Here is a 16,406-nt window from a genome sequence, read left to right on the forward strand (position 1 = left end):
CGGGGGGTGGCTTTATCCTCCTCACATGAGGCCTGGATTCGGCTTCGGCATAGCCCGTGACGAGCTCATTCGCGATTTCGGCGCGCAGTCGACCGTGCGCGGTGAGCGCTATGCCGCCGAGGGCCGCGTCCGCGACATCGAGTTCGATGACGACGACCGGGTGCTGCGTGGGCGGTGTGTGGGTTCGCATGGTCAGCTCTACGTCCTTGAGGTCGGTCTGTCGCAGGGCAGCCGGGCTGTCGTCGAGTGGGCCTTGTGTTCATGCCCGGTGGGGTCGTTCTGCAAACATGCAGTCGCCCTGGTGCTGGCGGCTGCGCCTTCCGATGCGGCGCATCCGCCGGCGGAGCGCTGGCGCTACCTGCTCGACAAGGTGCTCGACGAGGTTGCCGTTCCCGCAGGGGGCGGCAAACCGATCGCGCTGGAGTTCTCCATCGGCGCCCCCACCCGCCACCGCCCGGGGACATTGCTGATGCTGCGCCCGCTCACCCTCGGCAAACGGGGCACCTGGATCACCCGGGCATTGACGTGGCGCCGCCTCGCGGACTATCCCGACGCGGGCGAGTTCGATCGCGACCAGTACCGGGCGGTGCGGGCGCTGGTGTCGGAGATGGTGCGGTATTCCTCACCGCACAGTGGCGACGGGATGATGCTCAATGGAATGCCCGCCACCTTGTGGCCCCGGCTCGACGAGGTGCTGGACGCCGGCGTGACCATCCTGGCCGACTCCGCATCAGACATCCGTGCGGTCGAGTTGGCCAAGAACGTCCACCTCCGGCTGGACTTCGCCGCCGAGGGTGCCGGTGGTGCCGTGATGTCGGTGTCCCTGATCGTCGATGGTCAGGGACGCGACCCCGACGGCGTCGGGCTGATCGGGATGCCGGCGCCGCACGGGATGTTTCAGGTCGTCGATTCGGTGCTCCGCCTGGGTGCCTTCGACCCGGTGCCCGGGCGCACCATGGCCGAACTACTGGGCCATCACGAGCAGGTGCACATCCCCGCCGACATGGCGCGTGAACTCGCGGTGGACATCCTGCCGCGGCTGGCCAGCAGCGTGGACATGGAGGTCGCCGACGGTCTCTTCGTCCCGCCGACCATCACAGGCCCGCTGCCCGCATTGACCGTCAATGTCGTCGACGGCGGTGCGCGGGTGTTCTGGAGCACGCGGTATGAGGTCAACGATCAGCATCACGACTTCGACCCGTTGTCGTCGGCCGGGCTGATCGGGTACCGCGATGCCGCCGCCGAGGAGGAGCTCTGGCAACGGGTGATGCCGGCGTTGCGGGCGGTCGCAGCTGCCGCGCGGGACTGGAAACGTCAAGCGGCACAGCATGTCAACCGGCGTGTCTCCACGACGCTCGACACCGACGCCGTCCACGAGTTACGCGCCATCGTGAATGCGGCGTCTGCCCTGGACGCGGTCGCGGTGGCGTCCCGGCACACGCTGCTGGGTGGGGTGAATCTCACCGCGGTGGAGGCCGCGGTGTTGTGTGACCAGACACTGCCGGAGCTGGGCTGTTACGCAGATCTGATCGTTGATGCCGATGGCCGGTACCAAGCAGCCGGTGCCGACCCGGTGCTGTCGTTCTCCGGGGACACCTCCGTTCCGGGTGACTGGTTCAGCCTGAACGTCACGGTGAGTGTGGACGGCGAGACGGTGGCCCTGCCCGAGGTCATCCGCGAATTAGCCGCTGGCGCAACGCATATGTTGCTGCCTTCGGGTATCTACTTCCGGCTCGACACGCCTGAGCTGGTCCGGCTGAGGGCTCTGCTCGACGAGGCGCGTGCGCTCGGTGAGATCGACGGAGACCGGGTCAACGCCGCATCACTCAACATCACGTTGTGGGACGAACTTCTCGAGCTCGGTGTCGTCGACGAGCAGCTCGCCCGGTGGCGGGCCAATCTGGCGCGCTTGGCCGCAGCCCGTCCGCCGGTGTCGATCGACCCGCCGGCGGGCCTTGACGCCGAACTGCGCGACTACCAGCGTGACGGCCTGGACTGGCTTTCCTTCTTGTGGGACAACGGAATCGGTGGGGTCCTCGCCGACGACATGGGCCTGGGAAAGACCGTGCAGACCCTGGCGCTCATCACGCGTGCCGTGAGCGGTGGAGCCGGGAAGTTCCTGGTGGTGGCGCCCACCAGCGTCGCCCGCAACTGGCTGGCCGAATGCCGCAAGTTCACCCCTGGCCTGAACGCGGTGGTGGTTACCTCCACCGCTGCCCGGGCGGCCGTGGGGTTGGCCGAACAGGTGGCCGCGGCGGACATTGTCGTCACCTCCTACACGCTGCTGCGCATGGATGTTGCCGCCTACTCGCAAATTACATGGGCCGGAATGGTTCTCGACGAAGCCCAGTTCGTCAAGAACCACCACAGCAAGACCCACCAGGCCGCCCGGCTGCTCGACGTGCCGTTCAAGTTGGCGATCACCGGCACGCCGATGGAGAACAACCTGATGGAGTTGTGGTCGCTGCTGTCGATCACGGTGCCCGGGCTGTTCCCGTCACCGAAGGTGTTCGAGACGTATTTCCGTAAGCCGATCGAATCGGGAACTGCCGGCGATCTGCTACCGGTGTTGCGCAGGCGGATCAAGCCGGTGCTGCTGCGCCGGACGAAAAGCCAGGTGCTCACCGAGCTGCCCCCGAAGAGCGAGCAGGTGCTGACCATCGGCCTGAGCGCCAAGCATCGCAAGATCTACGACACGCGGCTGGCTCGGGAACGCCAGAAGGTGTTGGGACTGCTGGGGGACTGGGAGAAGAACCGGTTCCAGATCTTCCGGTCACTGACCCTGCTGCGTCAGCTGAGCCTGCATCCGGGATTGATCGACGATTCCGCGCGCTCGGTGGGGTCGGCCAAGATCGACTTCCTGGTCGAACAACTCGATCAGCTGGTAGCCGAGGGGCACAGTGCGCTGGTGTTCAGCCAGTTCACCGGGTTCCTCGCCATCGTCCGGGCACATCTGGATTCCGCGGGTATCACCTACAGCTACCTCGACGGTTCCGTCGACTCCGACGGAAGGGCCAGGGCCATAGAGGAATTCGGTGCCGGTGCCAGTCAGGTTTTCCTGATCAGCCTCAAGGCGGGCGGATTCGGGCTCAACCTCACCGCCGCCGACTACTGCTTCCTGTGTGACCCATGGTGGAGCCCGGCCGCCGAGGCGCAGGCTGTCGACCGGGCCCACCGCATGGGGCAGGCCCGGCCGGTCAGCGTCTATCGCCTGGTCGCGGAGAACACCATCGAGGAGAAAGTGGTGGCGTTGCAGGACCGCAAGCGGGCCCTGTTCGCCGCGGTGGTCGACGACGGGGATCTGTTCGGCTCGACCATCTCCGCCTCCGATATCCGCGAACTGCTCGGATGATCAGCCGGGCAGTTCGGCGGTCGGGGTGTCCACCTGTTTGATCGGGCCGGTGAACCAGTGCTTCACCGACGCGTGCCAGTAGATGAAGAGCAGTATCAGCACGCTGCCCACCAGTAGCGGGGTGTAGTTCACGAACTTCCACTGGAAACTCGGATCCCACGGCATGCCGCCGAGCGAGGTGGGGAACATCGCGATGATCGCCGTGACGATAATCTCGACAATCGCCACCGGCGCCATCCACTTGTACTTGTTGCCCACGTTCCACCGGCCCTGCTCGAACGAGTCGCCGGCCTTCCACCGGTAGTAGATCGGTACTGCGAAGCACAGGTAGAGCCCGACCACGCCGATCGAGACCACCGCATAAAACGCCACGGGTGAAGGCACGTCGACGCCGTTCACCGGAATCTTCACCGGCACGACGGCGGGCAGAGTGATGATCGCCGCGATCACCGCGGTGATGATGACGGCGTTGGCGGGCACGCGCGTGGAGCTGATCTTCGACCACAGCTGGTGTCCGGGCACTGCGCGGTCCCGGCTGAACGCGAACAGCATGCGCGACGCGCTGGTCTGGCAGGCGGTGGTGCAGAACAACTGACCCGCGGTGGCGATGAGCAGCACGACGCCGGCCCACTTCGATCCGAGCGCCTGGGTGAAGATGGTCGCCACCGCACCACCGTTGGCCGACACCTCGTCGGAGTTCTGCACCGCGAACAGGAAGGACAGCAACAGGATCCAGCCGCCGATCGCCGAGTAGAAGATAGACTGCCAGATTCCCTTCGCAGCGGCATTGGCCGCGCTCTTGGTCTCCTCGGACAGGTGCGCTGACGCGTCATATCCGGTGATCGTGTACTGGGTCAGGATCGCCGAGATCGGTAGCACGAACAGCAGGAAGCCCCAACCCGACGTAGAGCCGGAAAAGATACCGGAATTGTTGATGGTCTTGGCGAAAACCTCGGAGACACTGGCGTGTTGGTCGGGCAGCAGCCACAGGATGGCGACCACCGCGGTGGCGCCGGCGACATGCCACCACACCGAGATGTTGTTGATGACAGCAAGCAGGTGGGACGAGAAGATGTTGATCACGGCCGAGACCGCCAGGATGATGAGAAACATGATGAACACCCGGGTCAGGCTGTAATTCGCCAGCCAGGATTCGCTGAACGTGCCCAGGGTGAGATCCAGGAACGTCGCACTGCCGTAGGACACCGACGCCAGGATCGCGATCAGGCCGATCAGGTTGAGCCAGCCGGTGTAGAAGCCGGCCTTGGGGCCACCGAGTTTGGATGCCCACCAATAGATTCCACCCGAGGTGGGATAGGCGGAGACGAGTTCGGCGAGACAGAACCCGATGATCAGGATGAACACCGAGACAATCGGCCAACCCCAGGCGATGGCGGCCGGGCCGCCGTTGTTCCAGCCCAGCCCGAATGAGGTGAAGCAACCAGCCAGGATCGAGATGATCGAGAACGAGATGGCGAAGTTGGAGAATCCGGACCAGGATCGCTGAAGTTCCTGGACGTAGCCGAGTTTGGCAAGATGTTGTTCGTCGTCGGTGAGGTGTTCGGTGAGTTCTTCGTGCCCCTCGGGCATGGCGGCTCCTCGTGTGCAGGGCGGTGGGCGGTCTGCACACGGACAATAGAACGTTATTGGTCTGTTGTCCTACCTTTTAGGGGTGACAATCATGCTAATTCGGGGCACGATCATGACGTCATCGGCGAGGCAATGGTTGGCTGGGCGGCAGGTTGGTCGGCTGGTCCCACACGGGCAGGAGGGTGCGCAATGAGCCAGAACCCCGGCATGCTGGCACGGGCCGACCTGGAGCAAATGGTGGCGGCGGGTGAGATAGACACCGTGATCGTCGCCTTCTGCGATATGCAGGGCCGGCTGACGGGCAAGCGGGTTTCCGGGCGGTTGTTCGTCGAGGAGGTCGCCGCGCACGGCGCGGAGTGTTGTAACTACCTGCTCGCGGTCGATGTCGACATGAACACCGTCGGTGGCTATTCGATGTCGAGTTGGGACACCGGGTATGGCGACATGGTGATGACCGCGGACTTCAGCACCCTGCGGGTGGTCCCGTGGCTGCCCGGCACGGCGTTGGTGATGGCGGATTTGTCGTGGCTCGATGGTCGCCCCGTCGAGCAGGCACCCCGCAGCATCCTCAACCGGCAGATCGACCGTCTGACCGCGCGGAAACTGGTGCCCTATGTGGGCACCGAACTTGAATTCATGGTGTTCGACAACACTTTCCGCGAGGCCTGGGCCGCGGGCTACCGCGACCTGACGCCGGCCAGCGACTACAACGTCGACTACGCGATGATGGCGTCCACCCGGATGGAACCGCTGCTGCGTGCCATCCGCCTCGGCATGGAGGGCGCCGGGCTGTACTGCGAGGGCGTAAAGGGGGAGTGCAACCTTGGTCAGCAGGAAATCGCCTTCCGCTATGACCATGCCCGCAACACCTGCGACAACCACACCATCTACAAGAACGGTGCCAAGGAGATCGCCGACCAGCACGGCAAGAGCTTGACATTCATGGCGAAATTCGATGAACGCGAAGGCAACAGCTGTCATATCCACATCTCGCTGCGCGACGATGACGGGTCGCCGGTATTCGCCGACGAGTCCGGACCACATGGCATGTCACCCATGTTCCGCAGCTTCATCGCCGGCCAACTCGCCACGCTGCGCGAGCTCACCTTGTTCTATGCACCGAACATCAACTCCTACAAGAGATTTGCCGACGGCAGCTTCGCGCCGACCGCCATTGCCTGGGGCATGGACAACCGCACCTGCGCGTTGCGGGTGGTCGGCCACGGGTCCGGCATGCGGGTGGAATGCCGGGCGCCCGGCGGCGACGTCAACCAGTACCTGGCGGTGTCGGCGCTGATCGCCGGGGGCCTGTACGGCATCGACCACGAGTTGGAACTGCCCGATGCGCTGCCGGGCAATGCCTATGCCAGTGAGGTGCAACGGTTGCCCACCACCTTGGCCCAGGCGGCCGAGCTGTTCGAGAAGTCGGAGGTGGCGCGCACGGCCTTCGGGGACGACGTTGTGGAGCACTACCTGAACAATGCGCGGGTCGAACTTTCGGCATTCAATTCCGCGGTGACCGACTGGGAAAGGGTGCGCGGTTTTGAGCGGCTCTGAGGTGAGCGGCGCGGGTGCCCGCGCTCGGCCCGTGATCGGCATGACGACGTATCTGCAGCAGGCGCAGACGGGAGTCTGGGACGTGCGGGCGAGTTTCCTGCCGCAGGTCTACTTCGAAGGCGTCACCCGTGCGGGCGCCATTGCGCTCCTGTTACCGCCGCAGCCGGTGGATCGTGAGATCGCCGACCGAGTGCTCGACCGCGTAGACGGACTGGTCATCACCGGCGGCCCGGACGTGGATCCGGCACGCTATGGGCAGCAGGCCCATTCAACTACCAACGAGCCGGCCACCGAGCGCGACGCCTGGGAGTTCGCTCTGCTGGAAGCCGCTCTGCGACGCGATATTCCGGTACTCGGCGTGTGCCGAGGGGCGCAGGTGCTCAACGCTGCGCTGGGCGGCACCCTGCACCAGCATCTGCCCGACGTGATCGGGCACACCCATCACCAGAAGGGCAACGCGGTGTTCGGCACGTCGGCGGTGCGCACGCTGCCCGACACCAGACTGGCCGATCTGATCGGTGAGACGTCCGACGCGCAGTGCTATCACCACCAGGCGATCGACCGGCTCGGCGAGGGCCTGGTGGTGAGCGCCCGCGACACCGATGGCGTGATCGAGGCGGTGGAACGTGACCCCGCGCTGCCTGGCGATGCGTTCGTGCTGGGCGTGCAATGGCACCCCGAAGAAAGTCTCGACGACCTACGGCTGTTCACCGCCGTGGTGGACGCGGCCAGAACCTATGCGACAGAGAGGGTCTCATGACATCCAGCCAGGTCGTCAACCCGGCCACCGAAGAGGTGCTGACTACGGTCCACCTCCTCGATGTGGCCGCCGTCGACGATGCGGTGGCGCGTGCCGCCGCCGCCCAACGGGCCTGGGCCCGGCTGGCACCGGCCGAGCGGGCGGCCGCGCTGCGCGCATTCGCCGCCGTCGTCGACGCCCACATCGATGACCTGGCGGCGCTGGAGGTGGCCAATTCCGGGCACCCGATCGGGCAGGCGGAGTGGGAGGCGGGGCACGTCCGGGATGTCCTGCAGTTCTTTTCCGCCACCCCGGAGCGGTTGAGCGGCAAGCAGATCCCGGTGGCCGGCGGCTTGGATGTCACGTTCAACGAGCCGCTCGGTGTCGTCGGGATCATCACGCCGTGGAACTTCCCGATGACCATCGCCGCGTGGGGCTTCGCTCCGGCGTTGGCTGCCGGTAATGCCGTGGTACTCAAGCCCGCTGAATGGACCCCGCTCACCTCGATCCGGCTCGGTGAGCTCGCCATCGAATCAGGTTTGCCGGCCGGGCTTCTTCAGGTGCTGCCGGGTAAGGGTTCGGTGGTCGGGGAGCGGTTCGTCACCCATCCCGGCGTGCGCAAGGTGGTGTTCACCGGATCCACCGCGGTGGGGACGCGGGTGATGGCCGGGGCGGCAGCCCAGGTCAAGCGGGTGACCCTGGAGTTGGGTGGCAAGAGCGCGAACATCGTGTTCGACGACTGCGATCTGGAGAAGGCCGCAGCCACCGCGCCGTACGGGGTGTTCGACAACGCCGGGCAGGACTGTTGCGCGCGTAGCCGGATCCTGGTGCAGCGCAGTGTCTACGACCGATTCATGGAACTGCTGGAGCCGGCGGTCAAAGGCGTCGCCGTCGGGGATCCCACCGAGCGAGTCACCGAGATGGGGCCACTGGTATCGCGTCCGCACTGGGAGTCGGTGTCGTCCTACGTGCCCGACGGCGCCCCGGTGGCTTTCCGGGGTTCCGCCCCTGAGGGGCCCGGGTTCTGGTTCCCGCCAACGGTGTTGACCCCGCAACGCACCGACCGCACCGTGACCGACGAAATCTTCGGCCCGGTGGTGACCGTGCTGCCGTTCGAGGACGAGGCCGACGCCATCGCGCTGGCCAACGACACACCCTACGGATTGTCGGGCTCGATCTGGACCGACAACCTGTCTCGTGCACTTCGGGTTTCGCGGGCGGTGGAAGCGGGCAATCTCAGTGTCAATTCGCACTCGTCGGTTCGGTACAACACGCCGTTCGGCGGTTTCAAACAGTCCGGGCTCGGACGCGAATTGGGACCCGATGCGCCGCTGTCGTTCACCGAAACCAAGAATGTCTTCTTCGCCATAGAAGATCGAGCAGAGGAGTCCTTTTAATGGATCTGACCCAACGCCTGGCCGGCAAGGTTGCCGTCGTCACCGGTGGGGCCAGCGGCATCGGCTTGGCCACCGGGCGGCGGCTGCGAGCCGAGGGGGCCACGATCGTCGTGGGTGATATCGACGCCGCCACGGGCGAGGCCGCCGCCGAGGAACTCGACGGGCTGTTCGTCGGCGTCGACGTGGCCGACCAGGATGCTGTCGACCATCTCTTCGACACTGCGGCAGCGACATTCGGCTCGGTCGACATCGCGTTCAACAACGCCGGGATCTCGCCACCCGAGGATGACCTGATCGAGACCACCGAGCTGCCGGCCTGGCAGCGGGTGCAGGACATCAACCTGAAATCGGTGTACCTGTCCTGCCGGGCGGCATTGCGCCACATGGTGCCCGCGGGCAAGGGCTCGATCATCAACACCGCGTCGTTCGTGGCGGTGATGGGTTCGGCCACCTCCCAGATCTCCTACACCGCGTCCAAGGGCGGCGTGCTGGCCATGTCACGCGAGCTGGGGGTGCAGTATGCACGACAGGGCATCCGGGTCAACGCCTTATGCCCCGGCCCGGTGAACACCCCGCTGCTGCAGGAGTTGTTCGCCAAGGATCCCGAGCGTGCCGCGCGGCGGCTCGTGCACATCCCGCTGGGCCGTTTCGCCGAGCCTGAGGAGTTGGCCGCCGCGGTGGCGTTCCTGGCCAGTGACGACGCGTCGTTCATCACGGGCTCGACATTCCTGGTCGACGGCGGCATCAGCTCCGCGTACGTGACGCCCCTGTGACACCCTGGTAGCTCGCCATGACCGCAGAACCCGACCCGCAGCCCACCGCAGGACCTGATTCGCGGCTCGCCGCGGAAACGGCCGGTCCGCTCCTGCGTCCCGTTCGGCTGGGCAATGCCTTCGAGGACACCGTCGGCCGGCTGCTGGAGACGATCCGGCTGGGGGTGTTGGGCCCGGGGGAGTCACTGCCGCCGGAGCGTGAGCTGGCAGCCCGCCTGGGGGTCAGCCGTGACACGGTCCGGGAGGCGATCAAGTCGCTGGCCGACGCGGGTTACTTGGTGTCCAAGCGGGGCCGGTACGGCGGTACCTTCCTGGCCACTGAGTTGCCCGCACTGCCCACGACCAGTCATCGTCCGACGCGCGAGGAGATCGATGATGCGTTGCGGTTGCGCGAGATCCTGGAGGTCGGGGCCGCGCGGATGGCGGCCGGACGGACGTTGAGCGCAGCCGAGCGGGAGGGGTTGTGGTCGCGGCTGGCAGACGTCCGGGCCGCTGAACCCGACGACTATCGACGTCTGGATTCACGGCTGCACCTGGCCGTCGCCGAGGCGGCGGGGTCCCCGTCGCTGGTGCCGCTGGTTGCCGAGAACCGGATGCGGCTCAACGCGCTACTGGATCAGATTCCGCTGTTGGCGCGCAACATCGCCCATTCCGACGAACAGCACGAAGCGATCGTGATGGCGATCCTGGCCGGTGACAGTGAGCGGGCCGCAGCGGCCATGCTGGCCCACGTCGGCGGTTCATCGGCGTTGCTGCACGGCTTTCTGGATTAGATTCGTAACGTGGACCAGCACGGTAATGAGGTCCAGGTCGAGCGCGCGTCGTCGGCCCTGGCCGACGTCGACACCCCAGGGTGGGCGCAGCGCTTCGATCTGCTGTCCGACCCGCACCGCCTCGAGATCCTGCTCAGCCTGCACCGGGCGCCGGGGATCTGCGTGGGCGATCTGGCCACCGCCCTCGGCCGTTCGGAAAACGCCGTCTCCCAGGCGCTGCGGGTGCTCCGTGACCAGGGGTGGGTCACCTCCACCCGGGTCGGCCGTACGGTCAACTACCGACTCGAGGACGAGACTGTGCATGACCTACTGCATTGGATCGGGGCGCGGCACGGCTGAAGTGGCATTCTCATCTGTTCACATAGACAGATGAGAAGATGCGTCTTACGCTCGGCCGATGAGTATCGGCGCACCGACCGAAACGACCGCCAAACCGGTTCGATTCGACCGCGCCGATTGGACGTCGATCGCCACGATCGGCGGCGTCGTTCTGTTGCTGCATGTATTCGGTTGGGGCGTGCTGATTTTCGGTGTGGCGCCGCAACACATCACGCTGGGATCGGCCGGCGTGTTCGGGGTCGGGCTGGGTGTCACCGCCTATCTGTTGGGCGTGCGCCACGCCTTCGACGCCGACCACATCGCCGTCATCGACAACACCACCCGAAAACTCGTCGGTGAGGGCACGCGATCGCTCTCGGCCGGGTTTTGGTTCTCACTGGGGCATTCCAGCGTGGTGTTCGGGCTGGCTCTGCTTTTGGCGTTCGGAGTTCATGCGCTGTCCGGACCGGTGCAGAACGAGGATTCGCCGATGTTGCAGACCCTGGGGCTGATCGGCTCGCTGGTGGCCGGAACCTTCCTGATCCTGATCGGCGTGACGAATCTGCTCGCCGCGGTGGCGATCGCCAAGATCTTCCGCGCCATGCGCAACGGTGAGTTCGACGAGGAAGAGCTGGAACTTCAACTGCAACAGCGAGGCTTCTTGGCCCGGTTGCTCGGTCGGGTGATGCGACGGGTGAGCAAGCCGTGGCACCTGTACCCGGTCGGCTTTCTGATGGGCCTGGGGTTCGACACCGCGACCCAGGTGGCGCTCTTGGTGCTGGCGGCGGGCGCCGCCGCGTTCACCCTGCCCTGGTACGCGATTCTCGTGCTGCCGGTGCTGTTCGCGGCGGGGATGAGTCTTTTCGACAGCCTGGACGGCATCTTCATGGCCCGGGCTTACGGCTGGGCGTTCCTGCAGCCAATCCGCAAGGTGTACTACAACCTGACTGTCACGGTGCTGTCGGTGATCGTCGCGCTGGTAATCGGGGTCATCGTGCTGACCGGGCTGCTGGTCGATCGCCTGGGCATCACCACGGGACCGCTGGCGCTTGTCGGCTCGGCCGATCTGGAATTCGTCGGTTTTGCGATCGTCGGGCTTTTCGTGTTGAGCTGGATTGTGGCCCTTGGGATCTGGCGGTTCGGCCGGATCGAACAGCGCTGGGCGGCGCGGGCCTAATCGGTCAGGCCCAGCAACGCATTCTCGATCACCTCGGACAGGGCCGGGTGGATCCAGTACTGGCCCCGGGCGATCTCTTCGGCGGTCTGCCCGAAGCTCATCGCCTGGATCAGCGGCTGGATCAACGAGGACGCCTGATATCCCATGATGTGGGCGCCCAGGATCCTGCCGGTGGCGCGGTCGCCGATCAGCTTGGCGATACCCGTGGTGTCCTCCATCGCCCAGCCGTACGCAGTGTCGCCGTAGACCTGAACCTTGGTGACGAAGTCGTAGCCTTCGTCCCGGGCCTGCGCCTCGGTCAGGCCGACCGTGGCGATCTGCGGCTCGGTGAACACCGCCGACGGTACGAACCGGTGATCGCTGCGCACCATCGCCTCGGTGTCATCCCAGTCGCACAGCAGGTTCTCCTTCACCACCCGTGACTCGTGGTTGGCGACATGCTTGAGCTGATACTCCGAAGACACGTCACCGAGCGCGAAAATGCCACGCGCCGTGGTGCGTTGATATTCGTCGACGATCACCAGGCCGTCCTCGTCCACCTCCACCCCGGCGAGTTCGGCGTCGAGCAGGTCACCGTTGGGAATCCGGCCGGTGGCTACCAGCAGCATGTCGGCGTCCAAGGTCTTGCCGTCGTCTAGTTCGAGGACGATCTTGTCGCCGTCGTGATGGACGCCGATCACGTTCTCATGCGTACGCAGATCCCACTTCTGGGCGGCCAGTTCGCTGAAGCGATGGCAGATCGTTTCGTCGCAATGGCTGAGAACGCAGTCACCACGCACCACGATGGTGACCCGCACACCCAAAGCCGAGAACACGTGGGCGAACTCGGCCGAGACGAATCCGCCGCCCACGATCACCAGGTGCTCGGGCAGTTCGGGGATCCGCATGATGTCGTCGCTGGTGTAGTACGTGACCCCGCAGTCCACGATGGCCGGCGGGATGAAGGTGCGGGATCCGGCGGCGATCACCACCTGATCGCTGCTGAACTCCTCACCGGCTTCGGTGCGCAGGGTGTAGCGGCCATCGGCAGTCGTGGGGCCGAACCGGGTGTGGCTGGCGTAAACCGTGATGTGGGAATCGTTGCGGCGGTAGTCTTCGCCGCCGGCGGAGATCGGATCGATGCGGCCGAACACCCGGGAGACGATGTCGGACCAGCGCACCTTGTCGATGTGCGCGTCGACGCCGTACCGGGCGGAGTCGGCCACAGTGCTCGCGACGTCGGCGGCGTAGACGAACATCTTGGTCGGGATGCAGCCGACGTTCAGGCAGGTGCCACCGAACGTGCCCTGCTCACAGATCGCGACCTTCTTACCGGCATAGCGTTCGTCGAGAACGCTGTTGCCCGAGCCGGTGCCGATGATGGTCAGGTCGTAGTGCTCCATGGGCGGTCCTATCCGGAAGATGTTGTGCTCGGCCGGGTTTGCAGATTGAGGTAGTAGTCCAACCACCGGTCGAGCTCGCGGTAGGCCGCCGCCCGGGCGTCGGCGACCGACAGGAAAACGTCGTGTTTGGCGTCGGTGACGGGGGCGATGGTCGTGTGGTTACCCACGCAACCGGACCACCGGGCGATCTGGGTGACATCGAGCACGGCATCGCCGCGCTGCATCGTGGCGGGGTCGGAGGTTTCGGTGACGCTGCGGTCGGACCGCAGGATCAGGTTCGGTACCCCGACGTCCAGGCCGCGGTGCAGCCGGGCCTGGCCGCGGCGGATGGCGTTGATCCATCCGAGCGTTACCGGGAAGCCACCCAACGGTTTCCAGTCCAGATTGTAGTCGAACTCCCCGCCGTAATCGCGGTGCAGGGTGGTGCCGTAACCGCCTTCGGTGGGTTTACGGACCACCGACAACTTGCGGAGCCGGGCCAGGGCGATCAGGGCCGCCGACGTTGGTGCGGTGCGCAGGATCGCCGGTCCGTGCAGATCGAAGAACGGGCTGTTGAGGATCAGCCCGCCGACGTGAAACGCGGCGAGCCGGCGGCTGCGGCGCAGGCGATCGGCGAACAACGTCAGGATCAACCCGCCCGCCGAATGCCCGTACAGGCACACCGTGGCGTCGCCGGTGTCGGCGGCGATCACCTCCAGCGCCCGCTGCAGCTCGTTGTCGTACCGCGCCAGATCGGTGGTGAAGTGCGGGGTCTGGCCGTCATGCCGGGAGCGTCCGCACTTGGGCAGATCCAGCGCATAGAACGCGAAGCCGCGCTCGACGAATCGATCGGCCAGCTCGGTGTGGAAGAAGTAGTCGGTGTAGCCGTGCAGTGCCAGCACGGCGTGGCCGGCTCGTGCGGCTCCATTCGCTGTGGCACCCGGGCCCCGGCGTACGAGCGTGGCGACCAGGTCGCCTTCGCCGTCGGGATCGGGCCCTGCCTCGATGGTCTGCTGCCAGAACCCCGGCAACACATCCGGCTCCCAGGCGGGCTCCCGTGGCGTCACGTATCCACCCTAGCCGCGCGCCGGAAACCGGCGTCGTAATGAAGTAGCGGAGTCTGTTGCCGGCCCGAGGACCTGCAGAGTTGCTGGGCCATGCGCCAGATCGGGGGTGGCCGACGGCCATCGTCGGGCCGAGGAGGCCGGATGGGTGACGGATCGCACTACCATGCCTGGCCAACTGGGATTCGTCGCGCGATAACCTTGGCATAACAGAAAGCCCGTCGACGGCGACGGGCTGCGCAATACGAAGGACGAGCGATCAGGGTGTCTGAGGCAAACGTGGGTACGACCGTGAAGACCGACGTCGTGCTGGTTGGGGCCGGCATCATGAGCGCGACTCTCGGCGCTCTGATCCGCCTGCTGGAGCCGGACTGGTCCATCACCATGATCGAGCGGCTCGACGGCGCTGCCGCCGAGAGCAGTGATCCGTGGAACAACGCAGGCACGGGACACTCGGCGCTGTGTGAGCTGAACTACACCCCCGAACTGTCCGATGGTTCCATCGACACCACCAAGGCCATCAACGTCAACGAGCAGTTCCAGGTGTCGCGGCAGTTCTGGGCCTACGCGGCCGAGAACGGCGTGCTGCCCGACGTGCGCGGCTTCCTCAACCCGATCCCACATGTCAGTTTCGTGCACGGCGCCGGCAACGTCGATTACCTCAAGCGCCGCCACGCGGCCCTCGTCGGCAATCCACTGTTCGCCTCGATGGAATTCATCGACGACAAGGACGAATTCGCCCGCCGGCTGCCGTTCATGGCCGCCAAGCGTGATTTCTCCGATCCGGTCGGGCTGAACTGGTCGCAGCACGGCACCGACGTCGACTTCGGTGCGCTCTCGCGCCAGCTGATCGGTTTCACCGCGCAGCGCGGAATGGACACCCTGTTCGGCCACGAGGTGCGCAACCTGCACAAGGAGTCGGACGGCAGCTGGACAGTCAAGGTGACCAACCGGCGTACTGGCCTCAAGCGCAAGTACAACGCCAAGTTCGTGTTCGTCGGCGCCGGTGGCGGTGCGCTGCCGCTGTTGCAGAAGTCGGGCATCCCGGAGGCCAAGGGCTTCGGCGGATTCCCGGTGGGCGGCGCGTTCCTGCGGACCAACAATCAGGCGCTGACCGCAGGCCATCAGGCCAAGGTGTACGGGCTGCCGCCGCTGGGTGCACCGCCGATGTCGGTGCCGCACCTGGACACCCGCGTGATCAACGGCAAGTCGTGGCTGTTGTTCGGTCCGTTCGCCGGCTGGACGCCGAAGTTCCTCAAGCAGGGCAAGCTGACCGACCTGCCGTTGTCGGTCAAGCCCAACAACATCATGTCCATGCTGGGTGTCGGACTCACCGAGATGGGTCTGGTCAACTACCTGGTCGGCCAGCTGCTGCTGAGTGAGGCCGCACGGGTCGACACCTTGCGCGAATTCGCGCCCAGCGCAGTCGATTCCGATTGGGAACTCGACATCGCCGGGCAGCGCGTGCAGGTGATCCGGCGCAAGGGTGCCGGCGGCGTGCTGGAGTTCGGCACCACCGTGCTGACTGCGGCCGACGGCAGCATCGCCGGGCTGCTGGGTGCCTCCCCGGGCGCGTCCACCGCGGTGCCGGCCATGCTCGACGTGCTGGAGCGCTGCTTCACCGATCGCTACCAGAGCTGGCTGCCCAAGCTCAAGGAGATGGTGCCGTCGCTGGGCACCAAGTTGTCCGATGAACCCGGCCTGTTCGAGGAAGTCTGGGCGTGGGGTAGTAAGGCGCTCCTACTGGACGCCCCTGTGACTGCGTGACCGGGGCGGGCGGATGACGGTCGCACTACGCCGCAGCTGGGCCAAAGACCTCGACGTACCAACGCTTTACGAGCTGCTGAAGCTCCGTGTCGAGGTGTTCGTGGTGGAGCAGGCGACTCCCTATCCTGAACTCGACGGCCGGGATCTGCTTGCTGAGACCCGCCATTTCTGGCTGGAAAGCCCCGACGGAGAAGTCATTTCGACGCTGCGGTTGATGGAGGAGCATCCCGGCGGCGAGAAGGCATTCCGGATCGGCCGGGTGTGCACCAAACGCAGCGCTCGCGGCAGCGGTCACACGAGCCGGCTCATGCAGGCCGCCTTGGCCGAGGTCGGCGACTACCCGTGCCACATCAACGCCCAGACCTACCTGATCGACATGTACGGCCGGCACGGATTCGTCCGCGACGGCGACGAATTCCTTGATGACGGAATCCCGCATGTGCCGATGGTGCGTGCCGGGTTCCGCAGCGACGAGCGCTTGCGCGAGGAGCCGACATGACCGACGAGCGCTTGCGCGAGGAGCCGACATGACCGAGAG

At 65.8% G+C, this 16,406-nt stretch carries 13 protein-coding genes; 10 read left to right on the plus strand and 3 right to left on the minus strand.

The features are described from left to right. Positions 1 to 25: 25 nt before the first annotated feature. Complete coding sequence (locus HBE63_RS07595; RefSeq protein ID WP_166904212.1) at positions 26 to 3,352, plus strand: DEAD/DEAH box helicase; 3,327 nt, start codon at positions 26 to 28, stop codon at positions 3,350 to 3,352. Here the strand turns inward: HBE63_RS07595 and HBE63_RS07600 are convergent, their stop codons facing one another. Then, positions 3,353 to 4,942, minus strand: a complete 1,590-nt coding sequence (locus HBE63_RS07600; protein WP_166904213.1) for an amino acid permease — start codon at positions 4,940 to 4,942, stop codon at positions 3,353 to 3,355. It lies immediately after the preceding gene. A 189-nt stretch (positions 4,943 to 5,131) separates the two neighbouring features. Between HBE63_RS07600 and HBE63_RS07605 the strand changes: the two genes are divergently transcribed. From HBE63_RS07605 to HBE63_RS07635, 7 genes are read left to right on the plus strand one after another with little or no spacing between them, the layout of a single operon-like run. Continuing rightward, a complete protein-coding gene (locus HBE63_RS07605; RefSeq protein WP_166904214.1) occupies positions 5,132 to 6,499 on the plus strand; it encodes a glutamine synthetase family protein in 1,368 nt (455 codons plus the stop codon). A 40-nt stretch (positions 6,500 to 6,539) separates the two neighbouring features. After that, positions 6,540 to 7,259: a gamma-glutamyl-gamma-aminobutyrate hydrolase family protein gene (locus HBE63_RS07610; RefSeq protein ID WP_166909500.1), complete on the plus strand. Its 720-nt coding sequence runs from the start codon at positions 6,540 to 6,542 to the stop codon at positions 7,257 to 7,259. After that, a complete protein-coding gene (locus tag HBE63_RS07615) occupies positions 7,256 to 8,635 on the plus strand; it encodes an aldehyde dehydrogenase (protein ID WP_166904215.1) in 1,380 nt (459 codons plus the stop codon). The genes HBE63_RS07610 and HBE63_RS07615 overlap by 4 nt, the downstream gene beginning before the upstream one ends. After that, positions 8,635 to 9,408: a 3-oxoacyl-ACP reductase gene (locus HBE63_RS07620; protein ID WP_166904216.1), complete on the plus strand. Its 774-nt coding sequence runs from the start codon at positions 8,635 to 8,637 to the stop codon at positions 9,406 to 9,408. Before HBE63_RS07615 ends, HBE63_RS07620 begins: the two co-directional genes overlap by 1 nt. A 17-nt stretch (positions 9,409 to 9,425) precedes the next feature. Continuing rightward, positions 9,426 to 10,181: a FadR/GntR family transcriptional regulator gene (locus HBE63_RS07625; protein ID WP_166904217.1), complete on the plus strand. Its 756-nt coding sequence runs from the start codon at positions 9,426 to 9,428 to the stop codon at positions 10,179 to 10,181. A gap of 9 nt (positions 10,182 to 10,190) precedes the next feature. Then, positions 10,191 to 10,520 carry a helix-turn-helix transcriptional regulator gene (locus HBE63_RS07630; protein WP_208301320.1) on the plus strand — a complete coding sequence of 110 codons (330 nt, stop codon included), beginning with the start codon at positions 10,191 to 10,193 and terminating at the stop codon, positions 10,518 to 10,520. A 58-nt stretch (positions 10,521 to 10,578) separates the two neighbouring features. Then, a complete protein-coding gene (locus HBE63_RS07635) occupies positions 10,579 to 11,676 on the plus strand; it encodes a HoxN/HupN/NixA family nickel/cobalt transporter (protein ID WP_166904218.1) in 1,098 nt (365 codons plus the stop codon). Here HBE63_RS07635 and mtr read toward each other — a convergent pair. Further along, positions 11,673 to 13,058: a mycothione reductase gene (gene mtr, locus HBE63_RS07640; RefSeq protein WP_166904219.1), complete on the minus strand. Its 1,386-nt coding sequence runs from the start codon at positions 13,056 to 13,058 to the stop codon at positions 11,673 to 11,675. The genes HBE63_RS07635 and mtr overlap by 4 nt on opposite strands. An 8-nt stretch (positions 13,059 to 13,066) precedes the next feature. Next, positions 13,067 to 14,104: an alpha/beta hydrolase gene (locus HBE63_RS07645; RefSeq protein WP_166904220.1), complete on the minus strand. Its 1,038-nt coding sequence runs from the start codon at positions 14,102 to 14,104 to the stop codon at positions 13,067 to 13,069. A 324-nt stretch (positions 14,105 to 14,428) separates the two neighbouring features. On the opposite strand from HBE63_RS07645, the gene mqo reads away from it, so the two are divergent. Together mqo and HBE63_RS07655 are read left to right on the plus strand one after the other, a co-directional pair. Continuing rightward, positions 14,429 to 15,868, plus strand: coding sequence for a malate dehydrogenase (quinone) (mqo, locus tag HBE63_RS07650; RefSeq protein WP_371815014.1), 1,440 nt, complete (start codon positions 14,429 to 14,431; stop codon positions 15,866 to 15,868). A 13-nt stretch (positions 15,869 to 15,881) separates the two neighbouring features. Then, entirely contained in the window at positions 15,882 to 16,367 is a 486-nt protein-coding gene (locus HBE63_RS07655) for a GNAT family N-acetyltransferase (RefSeq protein WP_166904222.1), read from the plus strand. The last annotated feature ends 39 nt before the right edge of the window (positions 16,368 to 16,406 follow it).

The sequence above is a fragment of the Mycobacterium sp. DL440 genome, from assembly GCF_011745145.1.
GTDB lineage: Bacteria > Actinomycetota > Actinomycetes > Mycobacteriales > Mycobacteriaceae > Mycobacterium.